The 17,605-nt window shown below is 41.4% G+C and carries 14 protein-coding genes; 2 read left to right on the top strand and 12 right to left on the bottom strand.

The annotated features are described in order from the left end of the window. Positions 1–3: 3 nt before the first annotated feature. The 7 genes from I3B46_RS02790 to I3B46_RS02760 form a co-directional block, all read right to left on the bottom strand. Positions 4–546 (bottom strand): fimbrial protein, encoded by a 543-nt coding sequence (locus tag I3B46_RS02790; protein WP_004926542.1) that lies wholly within the window; start codon positions 544–546, stop codon positions 4–6. 58 nt (positions 547–604) lie between these two features. After that, the gene (locus I3B46_RS02785) at positions 605–1,147 is read right to left on the bottom strand and encodes a fimbrial protein (protein WP_004926539.1); all 543 of its coding nucleotides are present in this window, start codon (positions 1,145–1,147) and stop codon (positions 605–607) included. Positions 1,148–1,412: 265 nt separating this feature from the next. Next, positions 1,413–1,700, bottom strand: coding sequence for a helix-turn-helix domain-containing protein (locus I3B46_RS02780; RefSeq protein ID WP_004926536.1), 288 nt, complete (start codon positions 1,698–1,700; stop codon positions 1,413–1,415). Between the two features lie 1,259 nt (positions 1,701–2,959). Then, complete coding sequence (locus I3B46_RS02775; protein ID WP_104873012.1) at positions 2,960–4,453, bottom strand: aldehyde dehydrogenase family protein; 1,494 nt, start codon at positions 4,451–4,453, stop codon at positions 2,960–2,962. A gap of 27 nt (positions 4,454–4,480) precedes the next feature. After that, positions 4,481–4,849, bottom strand: coding sequence for a cupin domain-containing protein (locus I3B46_RS02770; protein ID WP_004926531.1), 369 nt, complete (start codon positions 4,847–4,849; stop codon positions 4,481–4,483). Between the two features lie 46 nt (positions 4,850–4,895). Then, entirely contained in the window at positions 4,896–6,200 is a 1,305-nt protein-coding gene (locus tag I3B46_RS02765; protein WP_104873013.1) for an NAD(P)/FAD-dependent oxidoreductase, read from the bottom strand. 236 nt (positions 6,201–6,436) lie between these two features. Beyond that, positions 6,437–7,207 (bottom strand): helix-turn-helix transcriptional regulator, encoded by a 771-nt coding sequence (locus I3B46_RS02760; protein WP_014656847.1) that lies wholly within the window; start codon positions 7,205–7,207, stop codon positions 6,437–6,439. 340 nt (positions 7,208–7,547) lie between these two features. Between I3B46_RS02760 and uriH the strand changes: the two genes are divergently transcribed. Beyond that, positions 7,548–8,492 (top strand): uridine-preferring nucleoside hydrolase UriH, encoded by a 945-nt coding sequence (gene uriH / locus I3B46_RS02755; protein ID WP_102780786.1) that lies wholly within the window; start codon positions 7,548–7,550, stop codon positions 8,490–8,492. A 51-nt stretch (positions 8,493–8,543) separates the two neighbouring features. Here uriH and I3B46_RS02750 read toward each other — a convergent pair whose 3' ends face one another. Then, positions 8,544–9,527: a glycosyltransferase gene (locus tag I3B46_RS02750; protein ID WP_004926519.1), complete on the bottom strand. Its 984-nt coding sequence runs from the start codon at positions 9,525–9,527 to the stop codon at positions 8,544–8,546. A 312-nt stretch (positions 9,528–9,839) separates the two neighbouring features. On the opposite strand from I3B46_RS02750, the gene I3B46_RS02745 reads away from it, so the two are divergent. Further along, on the top strand, positions 9,840–10,766 hold the full coding sequence (locus tag I3B46_RS02745) for a DUF808 domain-containing protein (protein WP_004926518.1): 927 nt from the start codon (positions 9,840–9,842) through the stop codon (positions 10,764–10,766). A gap of 107 nt (positions 10,767–10,873) precedes the next feature. On the opposite strand, the gene narI is transcribed toward I3B46_RS02745, so the two are convergent. From narI to I3B46_RS02725, 4 genes are read right to left on the bottom strand one after another with little or no spacing between them, the layout of a single operon-like run. Then, positions 10,874–11,551, bottom strand: a complete 678-nt coding sequence (narI, locus tag I3B46_RS02740; RefSeq protein ID WP_004926515.1) for a respiratory nitrate reductase subunit gamma — start codon at positions 11,549–11,551, stop codon at positions 10,874–10,876. Next, positions 11,548–12,270 carry a nitrate reductase molybdenum cofactor assembly chaperone gene (gene narJ / locus I3B46_RS02735; RefSeq protein WP_040132754.1) on the bottom strand — a complete coding sequence of 241 codons (723 nt, stop codon included), beginning with the start codon at positions 12,268–12,270 and terminating at the stop codon, positions 11,548–11,550. Before narJ ends, narI begins: the two co-directional genes overlap by 4 nt. Then, on the bottom strand, positions 12,267–13,808 hold the full coding sequence (narH, locus tag I3B46_RS02730; protein ID WP_004926510.1) for a nitrate reductase subunit beta: 1,542 nt from the start codon (positions 13,806–13,808) through the stop codon (positions 12,267–12,269). Before narH ends, narJ begins: the two co-directional genes overlap by 4 nt. After that, positions 13,808–17,569, bottom strand: coding sequence for a nitrate reductase subunit alpha (locus I3B46_RS02725; protein ID WP_036941951.1), 3,762 nt, complete (start codon positions 17,567–17,569; stop codon positions 13,808–13,810). The genes narH and I3B46_RS02725 overlap by 1 nt, the downstream gene beginning before the upstream one ends. Between the last annotated feature and the right edge of the window lie 36 nt (positions 17,570–17,605).

Genomic DNA, 17,605 nt, shown 5'->3' with positions numbered 1-17,605 from the left:
AGATTAATAGTAATCGATATCAAATGTAATGATACTTGAGAATTCTCCTAATTGAGGCTTTAGCTTATCAACAACAATAACCTCAGATAAAAAGTCTAATTGCTGTTCATTAATCGATTTTGTTTTCCCAGATATTCTTTTTAATTTATAAATTGGGTAGTATTGATTAGGTTTAACAACATCGTTTCCACTTAATATATAAATAGCTAAACCATCGGCATCATTAAATTTAAAGCCATTAAAATTATTTGTTGCTGGACCTGTAAACTTTATTCGTACAGGCGATTTTTCATCATTGAAGTAAGAATTTGATAATTGGCAATTATTTAAAATTATTTTAAATGGTTTCTTTATCTTATTTTCTTCTAACTTGCTTAAGGCATAGGCACCAAAATCAATAATTTGGTCTTTACTCGTCAATTGAATTGAGCAACCAGAAGCGAGTACCTCTCCTTTTACTGTTGCCTGTCCCCAATTCATTGCAGCAAAGACTGGCATACTGAAAATAGGTGAGAATAACAGAGTAATAATCAGCAAGCTTTTCATAGTATTAATTTTTCAAATTATAGGCTCCTTCGCCTAATAGTGAAGGAGCCTGTATAACTTACTGGTATGCGATTTCGAAAGTAGAGATCGTTGAGAAATCACCTGCTGTTACAGCATTAGCACCCACCTTCTTAACGAAAGCAGAATAAGTCAATGTATTATCACCATCACGTAGGTTCAGTGCCGCAGGGGTTCCAAAAGTAATATCTTGGATACCAACTGCAACGTTTGCTGCGCTACCTGATGTTGCTAAAAGATTTTGACCTGCAATTTTGCTAACACCATCAAAAGTAATCGTTGCGGTCTTAGTAACTGTGACTGGGTTTTGTGGATCTGTATCGTCAATAGAAGTCAAAGAACAATTTTTCAGGTTCAATTCAAAATTTTTGTATTTTGAATCGCCCGCATTTAATTGGCTTAGAGATAGCTGACCAAAATCAACAACCGTTGCCGTACCGCCTTGACCCGCATCTAGGTTACAAGGAGTATCACGAACTTCACCTTTGAAAGTCACGGTGCCTGAGTTAACGTCTGCAAGTGAAGCGAAAGATGTGGTTAACATAGCCGCTGCTAATACAGCCATAGCTTTATTTAATTTCATACTATTTCCTATCAATGTTTTAAGTTTAATTATAAATTGAATAATAAAATTAAGACTATTTAATTACTCAACACAGATAAATATATCTGTATTAGAAAGCATTTTAGATAAAACACTTTCTAATACATAAAAATTCACGAAGTCCATCCCCATTAGCTATAAAGCTAAAAGGTTAATTTAATATATTAGAAAGACAATACAGCTAAAACTAGTTTAACTTTTATCTATACTATAAAGATTCTTTAAACAGAAATAGGTTATCATTTCATAACATGTAGTCTTTTGGCGTTATATGGCAATCATCAGACTTAAAGAATGACGAATATGAAATAAAGTCTAAAAATGACACATTCATCACTGATAGTATAAATGTAAAATCTGATAATGAGAGTGTATGATAACCTCTTTCATACCGTGAAATTTGCTGTTGACTTACACCTATTAATTTACCAAGCTCAGCTCCCGTTAACCCTTTTTTTATTCTAATCATTCTTATAAATTCACCAATTTCAGAGTTAATCACATCAAAATGTTCTTTTTCTTGTGAAACCATAAAACAATCTCTCTAGTGCAAGTATTTATCAGAATAAAAAAAATGAAAAACCAAATAGAAATAAATTATTAGATAATTAAATACTCTTTATTTGCATGTAATCTAACTCTTATCTATATTCGATTAAAGAAGTTTATTTCGATCGAACAAACCACTTACGATAGGTGAGACCTATCAAGTGACGTAAATTGTTCGATGAATTAAATAATAATATAAATACAACTACTGGATTTTCACAACTAACCAAATGATTAAAAAGACTTTTTGAATAATACACTTTAAATGATTACTTTATATTTTAATAATCCCATTAAATTAATATACGTATATTTACCCATTATTATTAAAATAAATTTTTACATATGAAAACATTAAAAAATACGTATACCCATTTATCATGTTTTTCGCTAAAATAATTTTTTAGACAAAAACAAACTTAATAACATTATCGTAAATAAAATAACCAAAAGCAAAAACAACTAAAATGAGTTTCATTATTTTTTATAATATTTAAAATTAAAAAATAAACATTTTAATTGTCTTTATGATTATTTACCCCTACCATCAAAGCATTATCTACTAAATTATCTTGTATCTCACTCATCGATTTTTGTAAATTCAAGTAAACTCTCTTTTCGTGTTAATTTTTAATATGTTTCCCAAAAACCAACACAAAACCATATCGAGAATTTGTCGTTTGAGAGTTAATAGTGAATGCCGTTACAAATAACCTTCAAATCGGTTACCTGTACATTGATAACTCGCTCTTGCTAGGTGGCTTTTGAACGTGACACTGAAACTGAAATGAGTTTACGGCGATTTGATATCTATCTTTAGACTAAAAATAATTAATGGATAAGCGGTATCCTGCATCGTCTCACAATCAATATCAGAAAACGTTCTAACCTATCTAAAAGGCATTCTGTGCCCTACCTAACACTGGGTTATGTACGTTGTTAAGGCACTCTCTTCGAAGATTGTGATACCGACGTTACCAAGAGGAAAAAGATAACAAAAGCTCAGGGAGCACGGGTTTTCATGAGTGACCTCCACTGATAATTTTCTCCAGCCGAGTCTCAACGTCCCTTTAAGGCTAATGTTAGAAAAGCTGCGCCTGACTTTTTGGAGATAAAAAAAAACCCAGCGTTAGCTGGGCAACCACTATAAAATTGACTCAAAAAATACTCGATACAACACGTCCAAATACAACTACTGGCAACACTGCATTGGAGGCATGCTGAATACAACAACATTAACAATTAATAACGAACCATGACTGACTTCAGTTCTGTGTAATGTTCAATAAACGCACTGCCGAATTCACGACCGATACCCGAGGATTTAATCCCGCCAAAAGGTACGGCAGGGTCAAGGAATGTGTGCATATTGACCCAAACGGTTCCTGCCTCGATACGTGAAATCATACGCATCGCCTTACTCAGATCGTTAGTCCAAAGGCTCGCGGCCAAACCAAATGGCGTACTGTTCATCTGTTCGATCAACTCTTCTTCATCATCGTAACTTAAGAAAGTACCCACTGGACCGAATGTTTCTTCTTTCATTAATGCATCATCTGGGCTGTTCGCACGGATAATGGTTGGCGGTACGAAATAACCCGCACCAGCTATCGGCTGACCACCGTAGACAATTTCATTGCCTTCTTTACGCGCTTTCTCAAATAACCCTAAAATCTTTTCATAATGGGCTTTATTCGCCAATGGCCCCATTTCGGTTGTTTCATCCAACGGAGAACCAATTTTCAAGGTAGATAAACGCTGTTTAAGCTGAGCTAATACTTCATCCATCAAAGAAGATGGGATATAGAAACGCTCCGCTGCCGCACAAATCTGGCCTTGATTGAGGTAACCCGCTTCAATAATGCCATCAACAATTTTTTCAACAGGCAGGTCAGCCAAGAAAGCCGCCCCATTCTTACCGCCTAATTCGAGAGTTACACGGGTGAGTTTCCCTTCCATTGCAGCTCGGCCTACGGCAAGTCCTGTGGGTACTGACCCCGTAAAGGTCACTTTCGAACATAATGGGTGACTAATTAACGCTGGGCCAACTTCACGACCACCGCCGTTAACAATATTAATAACACCATCAGGGATCCCAGCTTCTTTGGCTAATTCAACCACTCTCAGCATAGTTAACGGTGTAAATTCGCTCGGTTTTAAAACAATAGTACAGCCACAAGTCAGCGCCGCTGCCAACTTCCAAATGGAAATCATAATTGAGAAGTTCCACGGAATAATGCCGGCAACAACCCCTACTGGTTCACGCTGGGTAAAGGCTGAATACTGTTCACCTTTAAATGATGGTAGAGAGACATTCAGTGTTTCACCGCTAATTTTTGTCGCCCAACCTGCAAAATAACGTAAGAACTGAGCAGCAGAGCCAACTTCAAGAAAACGCGATAATTGGATGTTTTTCCCTGAACATAAGGTTTCTAACTGCGCCAGCTCTTCAAGATGTTTTTCGAGCAAGTCCGCTAAGCGATTGAGGCAGTTACCTCTCTCCATCGGCGTTGTTTTTGCCCAAGCACCACGAAAAGCGGTGTAAGCAGCCTGCATAGCAGCATCCACTTCGGCCTTAGTGCCTTCTTTCACTTTCGCGATAACTTGCTCTGTGGCAGGGTTAACGACTTCAAAGAAGGCATCCCCCTCACCGGAAACTGGCTGGCCGTTGATAAAATGTCCATGTTGACGTTGCAAAAACGCACTAACTTCCGGCAATAGGGCTAATTGATTCATCGTTATCACTCCACTTTTAAAAATAAATTATGCGTTTACACAAGCAAGATAATGCTTAACAAAACGCTCAGCGGTGATCTCCCATAGGACTTCAGTGCCTTTAGCAGCAAACCAAGTGTCACCTTTATGATATTCAACAGTCTTACCTGTTTTGACATCAGTCAGTTTGACTGAGCCTTCGTATACTGTCGCCATTTCATCAAATGGGTAAACCATTTTAAACTTACCTTTAGTACAGGCAAAAATACCACACGTTAGGTTATCTGTTGGCTCACCATGGATCATCGCAACGCTAGCTTGTGGGTCACCTTCAACAACCTCTGATCCTAAATTGGTTACACTACCAATATTCAGTAAATCAGGAAGTGGTTTGTTTAACAGTAGTGGACTAATCATGACTTCACCTTTTTATTTATTAACACGATGGTACAAAATAGTTGAGTTAGCGGCGCCCCTGCCAGTAACCCGATGTTTGGTGCATAATTTTTGCCAGTGATACGATGACATTACGCAGTTTGTCCTTACCAATGATGTTGGCATGAGGAATAGAACTCATTAAGTCATAACGGCTTGACCCTTCGACCATACCTTCTGCAAGCACTTTGCACACGATCTGGCTCGGCGTCACACCAAAACCGGAATAGCCTTGTACATAAAATACATTTTTATGTTGTGGCAATGTTCCTATTTGCGGGAATAGGTTCGCACTACATGCCATCGGTCCGCCCCATGCTAATTCGATTTTGACATCTTTTAGATAGGGGAAAATTTTTAGCATCAAATTACGGTTCCAAGCTTTTAGATCAGACGGGATATACTCAAGAAAATGCGTTGAGCTACCAAACAGCAGCCTGTTTTCTTTTGTCACTCGGTAATAATCAATGACAGGGCGAATATCACTGTAAGCACCACGAATAGGGCTAATTTGCTCAATGAGTTCTTCAGGTAACTCTTCTGTCATTAATTGATAAGCGTAGGTATTAATGGTTTTTGGGTAAATTGTGGGTTCAAGACCATTCAGGAATGAGTCACAAGCCCATAGCATTTTTTGCGCTCGCACAGATCCCATTGCCGTACGCACTGTGATGGTATTACCATATTCCACATTGACGACTTGGCTGTTTTCGAAAATTTTCGCGCCATAGACTTCGCTAATAGCTTTTGCTTCACCCAAGAGTAAATTCAAGGAGTGAACATGACCGCCGCCCATATGCTTGATGCCACAGGTATATGCATCCGAACCAATGATCTGTTTAAGATCAGAGCCTGAGTAAAACTCAATTTCCTCATCTGGATCGACGGCTTTAAAATCATTCAACCAACTGCGTAACGTTTTTTCTTGGCGTTTGTTACTCCCTAAGTAGGCGTAACCACGACAAAAATCGGCATCAATATTATATTTAGCAATACGGTCGCGCATGATCCCCGCCCCCATGTTGCTAAGCTTAAAAATAGTTTCTAAACCTTCCTTGCCAACATATTTTTTAATGGCGTCAATATCATGACCGATTCCCGCCATGACTTGTCCACCGTTACGCCCTGAACCGCCATATCCCAAATAACGCCCTTCTAAAATCGCGATATTGGTGATGCCTTTTTCACATAATTCAAGTGCCGTATGGATACCGGAAAAGCCACCACCAATGATCACAACGTCAACATCTAAGTCTTCTCTCAATGTTGGAAAACGTAGGTCATACTTTTTAGTAGCAGCGTAATAAGTTAATGATTCTACTTGGTTATTCATAATGGATACCCTATTTAGTATCTTTCGATAACCTCGATTATCTTAACCTTTCTTTAACATTTACATAGCCCTTTAGGGATATTTGAAACATTGATTTAACATTTGTGACACAGGTAGAATATTTCGATATAAACAACTAATTTAAAAATAGAACAAAAACAAATTAAATCATAATATTACGTATTATTTTTATATTAATAATCACAATTTTAAAGTCATGCTTGAAGTTAGAAATTTCAACACAAACAGCGACGATAAGAAGGGTGGTTTCGATGATTCATTAATAAGTTAAACAATTCTGCTTGAGAATTAATATCCAACTTTTGATAGATATTCTTACGATGGTTTTTTACTGTGCCTAAACTAATAAAGAGAGACTGCGCAATCTGCGGAGAGCCTTTACCTTCAAGGATCAGTTCCACTATTTCACACTCTCTTGGCGTTAAACCGAAACGAGTCTGCATATCTGCTAAGCGATAGTGGCTAGAAACATCATTTGGAGAAATTTCTTTATGCAGTTTTGCCATGCTACGAATAATTTCAAATGCTTCTTTTAAAGGTGCCTGTGTTGATTTTTCAGATAAAAACGGTTCATCTTCATTACCAAAAAAGATCCCTAACTGCCTATCTGCGGTGATTTCCAGTAGCAGCCCCGCTTCATCACACCAACCTGTTTTCCGGTAAAAATTGAGATAGTAATCCGTGTGATAAAAACCTTTTGGTGCTAGTTCTCTCAATGTCAGCACCTGTGAACCTCCCCCTTTTTGTAACTCTTGGTAGAAAGGATCCATAAGGTAAGCCCCGCGTTGATAAATGCGGTTCACACTGTCACTGTTGCGCTTTTCAACTTTCGATAAAAAGCGTGGTGGGGCATCTTTTTCAAATGAATAAACAATGGCATTATCAAATGCAATAAATGATGATAGCCATGATAATAAATTAGGATAAAATTGGTTGGTTGCAACAGAATCAATCACATCAGGTAGTTTATCCAGATAGTTTTCCATTCTGCCTCCAAAGTCATTAACTTATTAATAAGCTATTTTCTCTCAGCGATAAAATCAGCTGCCAAAAGCTTATAAAAACCACATTATCCTAAGCAACTCAATCCAATTGTTATTAATATGTTAATCAAATCACACTCTCGTCCAAAAGTATTAATAATTTGTTACCAACTATTTATCACCATCCATATAAATCCGAGATGTATCACAGGAAATGTACACGCAATTTTTTAACCTTAATAACACGCTTAGATAGACTCAATTAGCAATGGATCCTATGGTTAAGCTCATTCCTTAATACATTCATGCTTAACCATTTTCCTGCCAACTTTAGGAGAGAAAAATGCCACAAAAGAAAATCATTTTAGACTGCGACCCCGGCCATGATGATGCAATGGCAATTCTATTGGCATTAGGGCATCCTGATATCGATGTGCTAGCAATTACTACTGTCGTCGGTAATCAAACGTTAGATAAAGTCACCCACAACGCTCAAGCCATCACTGAATTCGCTGGTGGAAAACAAATCCCTATTGCAGCAGGCTGTCCTCGCCCACTAATACGTAACATCCAAAATGCGGCAGAAGTACATGGTATAAGTGGCCTTGATGGCACCCATCTTCCTTCCCCTACACAGCCACTCGATAAGCGCCATGCCGTTGATCTCATCATCGATACCCTAAAATCCCATCCACCTAAAACGGTCACACTCGTTCCTACTGCGGGGCTAACTAATATTGCCCTTGCTGTAAGAAAAGCGCCTGAGATCGTCGATTTAGTTAAAGAAGTGGTTTTAATGGGAGGAGGCTACCACACCGGAAATCGTTCTGCGGTCGCCGAATTCAATATTGCTATCGACCCAGAAGCTGCTCATATTGTGTTTAATGAACACTGGCCACTCACCATGGTAGGCCTCGATTTAACACACCAAGCAAGGCCGACAGACAAAATTATGGCCGATATCGCCGCACTCAATACACCGATAAGCCAGTTTGTCGTGGACTCATTAAGTTACTACACTGCGGGATATCGCCAACGTAATGGAACCAATGAGCACGCCCCTGTGCATGACCCTTGCGCTGTTGCTTATGTTATTGATCCAACATTAATCACAACCCAAAAAGCGCCGGTAAATATTGAATTACAAGGGGCACTGACCACAGGGATGACTGTCACTGATTTCCGGCATCCGCCAGCTAGCGACTGCCATACGCAAGTTGCGACTCGATTGGATAATGCTAGATTGTGGGAATTGTTTATTGATTCATTGAAAAGATTACCTAATTAGGCCTTTTCAAAACAAGGGTAGCCAATGTTTCCATTCGCTACCCTTTAGCGATTATTTAGCGATAGCTTTCAACTTAGTGTAACGACGGATCAAACGCCATTTTAACTTGATCGTCGTCGCATGAGACCAGATCACATCCCAATAACCTTTCTCAAAAAACATGCGGGCGACATCTCGCTGTGTTTCCGGTGATTTAATGGCAAGTATGGCTTGAGTAATCCCAAGCCCTTCTTTACCGACCTGCCATAAACACGCTGGCGCCTGTTCAACCTGTTTCGGATAGCGCTTATAGATATCCAACAGCATATCAATGATTTTCAAATAGGTATTTATCTTACGAATAGACCGTTCATCCCCTTGCAAGGAGTGGGAAACCGACTGATTATGGATCAGATAATCGTAATATTGCTCATTAATAAATTGAACTCGCTTCGCCACCAGCAGTAATTCCGTAGTCCATGGAATATCTTGATGGTGCAATTTAGGTTCAAAGGAAAAGTTATGCTGGCGAATTAAATCCAAACGATAAAGATTCAACCAAGTCACATGTAAAAATTTACGTGAACTTAAACCAATTTCCAGCCATTCAGGGCCACTAATCACACCTGTTGATGGTACTTTATTGGGTGGAAAAATCGCTTTTGGTGCATCACCATTAGTGTAAATATATGTTCCGTTACAGGTGGCTACATCCAAATCTCCCGCCAACGCAATTTCTAACAAGCGACCATACATTTTAGGACTAATTTCGTCATCAATATCAGGGAAAGTGATATATTTCCCTCGCGCTTCTGCCATGCCGGTATTACGTGCGACAGAAACCCCCTGATTGTCTTGCGTTAATAATGTAAAGTGACTGAATTTATCTTGATACTGGCGGATCACCGCCTCACTGTTATCTTTTGAACCATCGTTTACGACGATTAATTCCCAATTACTCAGATTTTGCGCTAATAAGCTATCAAAAAAATGAGGAAGAAACTTTTCACCATTATAAACGGCAACGACAATACTCAAAACAGGTGCAGGAGACATGTATTAACCTTATTAAACCATTCATTCGAAAGCCACCTTCCTTGGTCACTTTCTGCTATTATTTTGTTCAAACGATACTTTTTAAAACTCATCTAAACACGGTAATTTAGATGATTAGAGAGAAAATATATATATTGGTTCCACTGTCACAAAAAATTCACAATTAAAAAGTGGAGCCTCCATCTCTTGGCTTACAGACATAGATTCCTTCTAAATCGGATTTATTTACCTACCAAAAGGTGAACTAATTATCGCAATATCAGCCTAATTAACATTAAACACACCTTAAATTAGACAAAAAAGGATCACTCTGTGGCAGGAAGTAGCTTACTTGCTTTACTTGATGACATTGCAGCCGTATTAGATGACGTTTCTGTAATGACAAAAATGGCCGCGAAAAAAACCTCCGGTGTATTAGGTGACGATCTCGCCTTAAATGCCCAACAAGTCACAGGGGTTCGAGCTGAACGAGAAATCCCTGTGGTATGGGCCGTAGCAAAAGGCTCTTTTATCAATAAACTGATATTGGTTCCGCTTGCCTTATTGATCAGTGCCTTCATACCTTGGGCCGTGACGCCTTTACTGATGATTGGTGGGGCTTACCTGTGTTTTGAGGGCGCAGAAAAATTAATGCATAAATATCTCCATTCCGCCCAAGAACACCATGAAAAAAGGGAACAAAAAGCCGTCATGTCGCCGGAAGAGCTGGCGGCATTTGAGAAAAGCAAAATCAAAGGAGCAGTACGTACGGATTTTGTGTTATCCGCTGAAATTATTGCGATCACACTCGGTATCGTTTCTGCAACAACCTTTATGAACCAAGTTATTGTTCTTTCCATTATTGCGATTGTTATGACAATTGGGGTTTATGGGCTAGTGGCAGGTATTGTCAAACTGGATGATCTCGGATTCTATTTACAGAAAAAGGCTTCTGCTTGGTTAAGCAAATTAGGTACATGGCTTATTTATGCCACGCCTTACCTAATGAAAACCTTATCCGTTGTCGGCACAGCTGCCATGTTTATGGTCGGAGGCGGTATTCTGACTCATGGTATAACAACAGTCTATTATTGGATAGAAGAGTTAGCCCTAGCGCTATCGTTAACACCTGCAATTGGTAAGGTAATGCAATTCATTACGCCTTCATTGGCAAACCTTATTTTTGGGTTAATCGTGGGCATTATACTCGTTTTGCTTATCACTTTAGCCAAACAAGTCAAAACACGTTTAAGCGCCTAAAGAAGCAAAAAACCCCATATCTATGATATGGGGTTGCTACATTAGCAATATTTGTTGTTTACACAAGAACACGAGCTGGCCTTGCCTTCATTTGCAAGGCCATATTTTTAGTGACGATTTCTCACTAGCTGGTAACGGCGCGTAATATACTCTATTGGCGCACTCCAGATATGCACTAAACGGCAGAATGGGAATAACAAAAATAGCGTCATTCCTAAAACAAGGTGTAACTTAAAGACAATTCCAACTCCTTCGAGGTATTGTGACGCCCCCCAATGGAAGGTGACAACCGATTGTGCCCACCCTACCAATTTCAACATTTCACTACCATCCATATGCTGAGCAGAGAATGGAATAGTCAGTAAACCTAAACAGACCTGTATTACCAGTAAGGTTAAGATCATAATATCGCCAAAGGATGAAGTAGCTCTGACACGCGGATTCGTTAAGCGGCGCTTTAATAACATCGCTCCACCTATCAGTACCATTAGCCCACATACGCCCCCACCAATCATCGCCATCAATTGCTTAATATGCATTGGCAAGAAAGACTCATATACCCAATGCGGGGTTAACATACCGAAAAAATGCCCCAAAAAGACACCAATGATCCCGACATGGAACAAATTGGACGCTAAGCGCATATTCTTTTTATCAAGCATTTGGCTTGAACCAGCTCGCCAGCTATATTGCCCATAGTCATAGCGTAACCAGCTACCGACAATAAACACAGTACCGGCAATGTAGGGGTAAATATCGAAGAAGAATTGATTGATAAAATTCATTTTTGAACTCCCGCATTATAGCCCGCATCAAGATCCAAGTATTGAGGCACAACCGCGTTTGCAAAGCGATGTTGATGAGCCGTCACTTCACTCGCGCAACTTTTTTCATCGGTAAAGAATTTCACTTGCTCCTCTTCCCAAACAGCATCCAATGCCTCTGGCGTATCATCTCGTGCTTCCGCTGCGACTTGCCCACTCAATTGGCTAGTTTCGATAGCAGTCGCCGATAGCGTCAAAAGAAGGTCAAATAACACACCGAATCGGCTTTGGCGTTGTTTCAATCTTTCACCCAATAGCGCCAAAATTGGCGCAATATCGCTTAAGCCTTCACGGGTTTGGTCGGGGGTTAATACCGTTAAATATTCCAAATAAATCGGTAAATAGTCCGGTAATTCGCGGCAATCAATCTGCAATCCTTGCTGTTGATACTGCGCCATCAAATCAACCATTGCTTGCCCTCTATCACGAGACTCCCCATGCACATGTTCAAATAGCAACAAGGAAGTTGCGCGTCCTCTATCAAATAGCTCGCAATATTGTGCTTGCATGTCTAACAGATCTTCATCAAGGTATTCGCGCACAAACATCATCAGTTGAACGGCTTGGGTAAATGGCAACTCATTCGCTTGCTCTAGCGCCTCGATAAGCTCATCACGATGCTGCCATAACGCTTCACTTGGGTAGTCAAGTAAGCGCGAAATCACTTTCAACGACATCATAATGTTTTCTCCTGCGATGTTTTTGGTGTCACATCTATCGCATCGATACGGCGACTATTAAACAAATTCACCTTGCTATCGCTGCCATGACAGCCATCGCCAAAGCTAAAGCCACACGCTTTCGCTTCTGGGAAAGCTTCTCGCGCTAACTCACGATGGCTTGATGGGATCACAAAGCGGTCTTCGTAGTTCGCTATTGCCAAATAACGATACATCTCTTGTGCCTGAGCTTCTGTTAGACCAACTTGTTCTAGTGCACTGGTATCACATTGATTTTCTACTGTTTCAGCCCGTTTATAGTGACGCATCGCTAACATACGTTTTAGTGCAAGCAATACTGGCTCGACATCTCCAGCGGTTAATAAATTCGCTAGGTACTGTACTGGGATACGTAAACTTTCAACATCAGGTAAGACACCATTGCTCGCCAACATACCTGCATCCGCAACGGATTGGATGGGTGACAAAGGCGGCACATACCACACCATCGGTAAAGTTCGATACTCTGGGTGCAATGGCAATGCAAGCTTCCACTCCATCGCCATTTTATAAACAGGGGACTTTTGAGCAGCGTCGATCACACTCAGAGGGATCCCTTGTTTTTGTGCTTCTTCTATCACATGTGGATCATGTGGGTTAAGGAATACATCAAGTTGGCTTTGATATAGGTCGGTTTCTTTTTCTACACTCGCCGCTTGCTCAATCTTATCGGCATCGTATAGCAGCACGCCTAAATAACGGATGCGCCCAACACAGGTTTCAGAGCACACTGTCGGCATACCAGACTCAATGCGTGGATAGCAGAAAATACATTTTTCTGATTTACCACTTTTCCAATTGAAGTAAATTTTCTTGTATGGACAGCCTGTTAAGCACATTCGCCAACCACGACACTTATCTTGGTCAATCAAGACAATGCCATCTTCTGAACGTTTATAGATAGCACCACTCGGGCAAGTCGCCACACAAGCTGGATTCAAACAGTGCTCACATAAGCGCGGCAAATACATCATGAATGTATTTTCAAATTGCCCATACATCTCTTTTTGAATATGCTCAAAGTTCTTATCGTGTGCGCGTTTGCTAAATTCGCCACCAAGATCATCTTCCCAATTTGGCCCCATATTGACATTGCTCATACGCTGCCCAGTAATTAATGAGCGTGGGCGAGCCGTTGGCACATGTTGCCCTTCTTTAGCATTTTTTAAATGACTGTAGTCATAATCAAATGGTTCATAGTAATCATCCAGAGCAGGAACATCTGGGTTAGCGAAGATCTTTGAAAGTACCCCGACTCGGTTGCCCATACGCGGCACTAATTTACCTTTGATATTACGGATCCAGCCGCCCTTCCATTTTTCCTGATCTTCCCAATTATGGGGATAACCGATACCTGGTTTCGTTTCAACGTTATTAAACCAAGCATATTCAACGCCTTCACGGCTGGTCCAGACATTCTTACAGGTCACTGAACAGGTATGACAACCAATACATTTGTCGAGGTTCAATACCATGCCGACTTGAGAACGAATTTTCATTATGCTTTCTCCTTTCCGCTCAGCGCCTGCTGATAGCCATCTTGCTCACCATCAAGCCAATCGACCTGCTTCATTTTACGTACCACCACAAATTCATCGCGGTTAGAGCCCACGGTGCCATAGTAGTTGAAGCTATATGCTAAATGCCCATAACCACCAATCATGTGGGTCGGTTTAGGGCAGACGCGGGTCACTGAGTTATGGATCCCGCCGCGCTGCGCCGTAATTTCGGAGCCTGGCAAATTAATCAAGCGTTCTTGCGCGTGATACATCATGATCATGCCATCAGGAATACGCTGGCTCACCACGGCTTTCGCGGTCAACGCCCCGTTGCTGTTGAAGGCTTCTACCCAATCGTTGTCTTCAATACCTAACTGGCGGGCATCTTCTTCACTTAACCAGACAATCGGTCCGCCTCGACCCAGCGTTAGCATCAGTAAATTGTCACTATATGTGGAGTGGATCCCCCATTTTTGATGCGGTGTTAAGAAGTTAAGCGCCTTTTCAGGGAAACCATTTGGCTTTTTCCCCATCAACGGTTGGGCCGCACGGGTATCAATAGGAGGACGATAAACCACAAGGCTTTCACCAAAAGCTCTCATCCACTCATGATCCTGATATAACTGTTGACGACCACTTAAGGTACGCCAAGGGATCATTTCATGAACATTGGTATAACAGGCATTGTAAGACACATGCTCATCTTCCAAGCCTGACCATGTGGGACTAGAGATGATTTTACGTGGCTGCGCAACAATATCGCGGAAACGGATTTTTTCATCCTCTTTATAGCGTGCTAAATGGGTATGATCACGGCCTGTGACTTTACCTAAAGCATCCCACGCTTTCACTGCCACCTGCCCGTTGGTTTCTGGTGCTAACGTTAAGATAACTTCCGCAGCATCAATAGCAGTTTCAATCTTCGGCCGTCCTTGGTTAACGCCACTAGGTTGGGTTTTATTCAGTTTTTTCAGGAAGTCTATTTCATCTTGCGTATTCCAACTGATCCCTTTACCGCCATTACCGAGCTTATCCATCAAAGGACCAAGTGAGGTATAACGTGCATAGGTCGATGGATAATCACGCTCAACCGTCATAATGTGCGGTGCCGTTTTCCCTGGGATCAATTCACATTGGCCTTTTTTCCAATCACGCACATCGAAAGGTTGCCCCATTTCAGCGGCACTGTCGTGCTGGATTGGCAGCGTAACAACGTCGGTTTCTTTCCCGAGGTGACCTACGCTGACTTCTGAGAATGCTTTAGCAATCCCTTTATAAATTTCCCAATCGCTTTTCGATTCCCAAGCAGGATCAACCGCCGCAGACAATGGATGAATAAATGGATGCATATCCGAAGTATTCATATCGTCTTTTTCATACCACGTTGCGGTTGGTAGAACCACGTCCGAGAACAAACAGGTACTCGACATTCTAAAGTCGAGGGTTACGACTAAGTCGACTTTTCCTTCTGCCGCTTTATCTGCCCATTCAACCTCTTCAGGCTTCACTTCTCCTTGTTGTCCTAAATCAAGCCCCTGAATACCATTTTCAGTACCTAATAGGTATTTCAATAAATATTCATGGCCTTTACCGGCTGAGCCAAGTAGGTTCGAACGCCAAATAAATAGGTTACGCGGAAAGTTTTGTGGGCTATCGGGTTGCTCCGCAGCAAAGCGAATATTCCCTTCTTTCAATTGGTTAACCGTGTAATCTACCGCTGACATACCTGCACTTTCGGCTTGTTTAGCAATCGTAATAGGGTTAACGTTTAATTGTGGTGCGGAAGGTAACCATCCCATGCGCTCTGCGCGCACATTCATATCAATAAGAGAGCCGCTAAATGCTTTTTTATCGGCTAATGGGGATAATAGCTCTTCCGTCTTGACTGTTTCATAGCGCCATTGGCTTGAATGATTGTAGAAAAATGAGGTGCTATTCATATGGCGCGGTGGACGTTGCCAATCTAAGCCAAAAGCAAGAGGCAGCCAACCCGTTTGTGGACGTAATTTTTCTTGTCCGACATAGTGTGACCAACCACCACCACTTTGTCCTATACAGCCACAGAACACTAACATATTAATAATAGCGCGATAGGTCATATCCATGTGATACCAGTGGTTGATACCTGCACCAACAATCACCATAGAGCGTCCATGCGTTTTTTCTGCCGTATCCGCAAATTCCCGTGCAATCCGGATGATATTTTGACGGCTAACCCCCGTCACTTTCTCCGCCCATGCGGGGGAGTATGCCTTCATATCATCGTAATCTGCGGCACAATTCTCATCGCCTAAACCACGTTCAATACCATAGTTCGCGAGTATCAAATCATAAACAGTGGTCACCAAAGCGTCGCTACCATCCGCCAATTGAATACGTTTTACGGGCAGTTTATGTAACAGCACGTCTTTAAGCTCAACATTTTGGAAATGTTCGCTTTCTAAGCCGCCAAAGTAAGGGAAACCAACCTCGACAACCTCATCGCATCCATCCAAGAGGCTAAGCTGCATTTTGAACTCTTGCCCATCATCCGCTTTACGAGGCTCGAGGTTCCATTTGCGACTATCATCCCAGCGGAACCCCATTGAACCTTGAGGAACACATAACGCCCCTGTTGCTTCATCAATAGCAATGGTTTTCCACTCAGCATTTTTCTCTTCGCCCAGAGAATCAACCAAATCGGCGGCTCGTAACATTCTACCGCCAGCATATGTTCCGTCTTCACGTTTATCCAACATAACCAACATTGGCATATCGGAGTAAGTACGTACATACTCACGAAAATACTCAGCTTGGCGTTCGATATGGAATTCTTTAAGGATCACATGCCCCATCGCCATCGCCATTGCACTGTCTGTACCCTGTTTAGGATTCAACCAGTGGTCACACAATTTAGCTATTTCGGCATAATCAGGTGTGACTGCGACCGTTTTCGTACCTTTGTAACGTACTTCAGCAAAGAAATGCGCATCCGGAGTACGCGTTTGAGGCACATTAGAACCCCATGCAATGATATAGGAGGAGTTATACCAATCCGCCGATTCTGGTACATCCGTTTGTTCACCCCAAGTCATCGGTGAAGATGGCGGTAAATCACAATACCAATCGTAGAAACTGAGGCAAACACCACCAATCAACGATAAATATCTTGCTCCTGAAGCATAAGAAACCATCGACATTGCGGGTATTGGAGAGAAACCAATAATACGGTCAGGGCCAAACTCTTTAATCGTTGTGACATTAGCTGCGGCTATCAGCTCATTTACTTCCTGCCAGCTTGAGCGTACAAAGCCGCCGCGCCCACGAGCTTGCTTATAGCTTTGTGCTTTTTGTGGATCATTGATAATAGAAAACCAAGCCTTTACAGGATCTTGATGTTCTGCTTTCGCTTCACGCCATAATTTTAGTAAGCGCTTACGAACCATTGGATATTTCACCCGATTAGCGCTGTAAAGATACCATGAGTAACTCGCTCCACGCGGGCAGCCTCTTGGTTCATGATCAGGTAGGTCAGGGCGTGTACGTGGGTAATCTGTTTGTTGCGTTTCCCATGTTACCAAACCATTTTTGACATATATCTTCCAACTACATGACCCTGTACAGTTTACGCCATGTGTCGAGCGCACAATTTTATCGTGCTGCCAACGGCTACGATAACCATTTTCCCAATCACGATTGACGTTCAACTCTTGTCCGTGATCGCCTGAAAAAGTCTCGCCAAGCTGTTTGAAATAACGAAATCGGTCTAAAAATTTGCTCATTCGGATTGCCTCCAAAGAGACGCCGACAGGCGTCAT

Source organism: Providencia sp. 2.29 (assembly GCF_015832305.1).
Classification (GTDB): Bacteria; Pseudomonadota; Gammaproteobacteria; order Enterobacterales; family Enterobacteriaceae; genus Providencia; species Providencia stuartii.
This window is presented reverse-complemented; position numbering and strand designations above follow the sequence as displayed.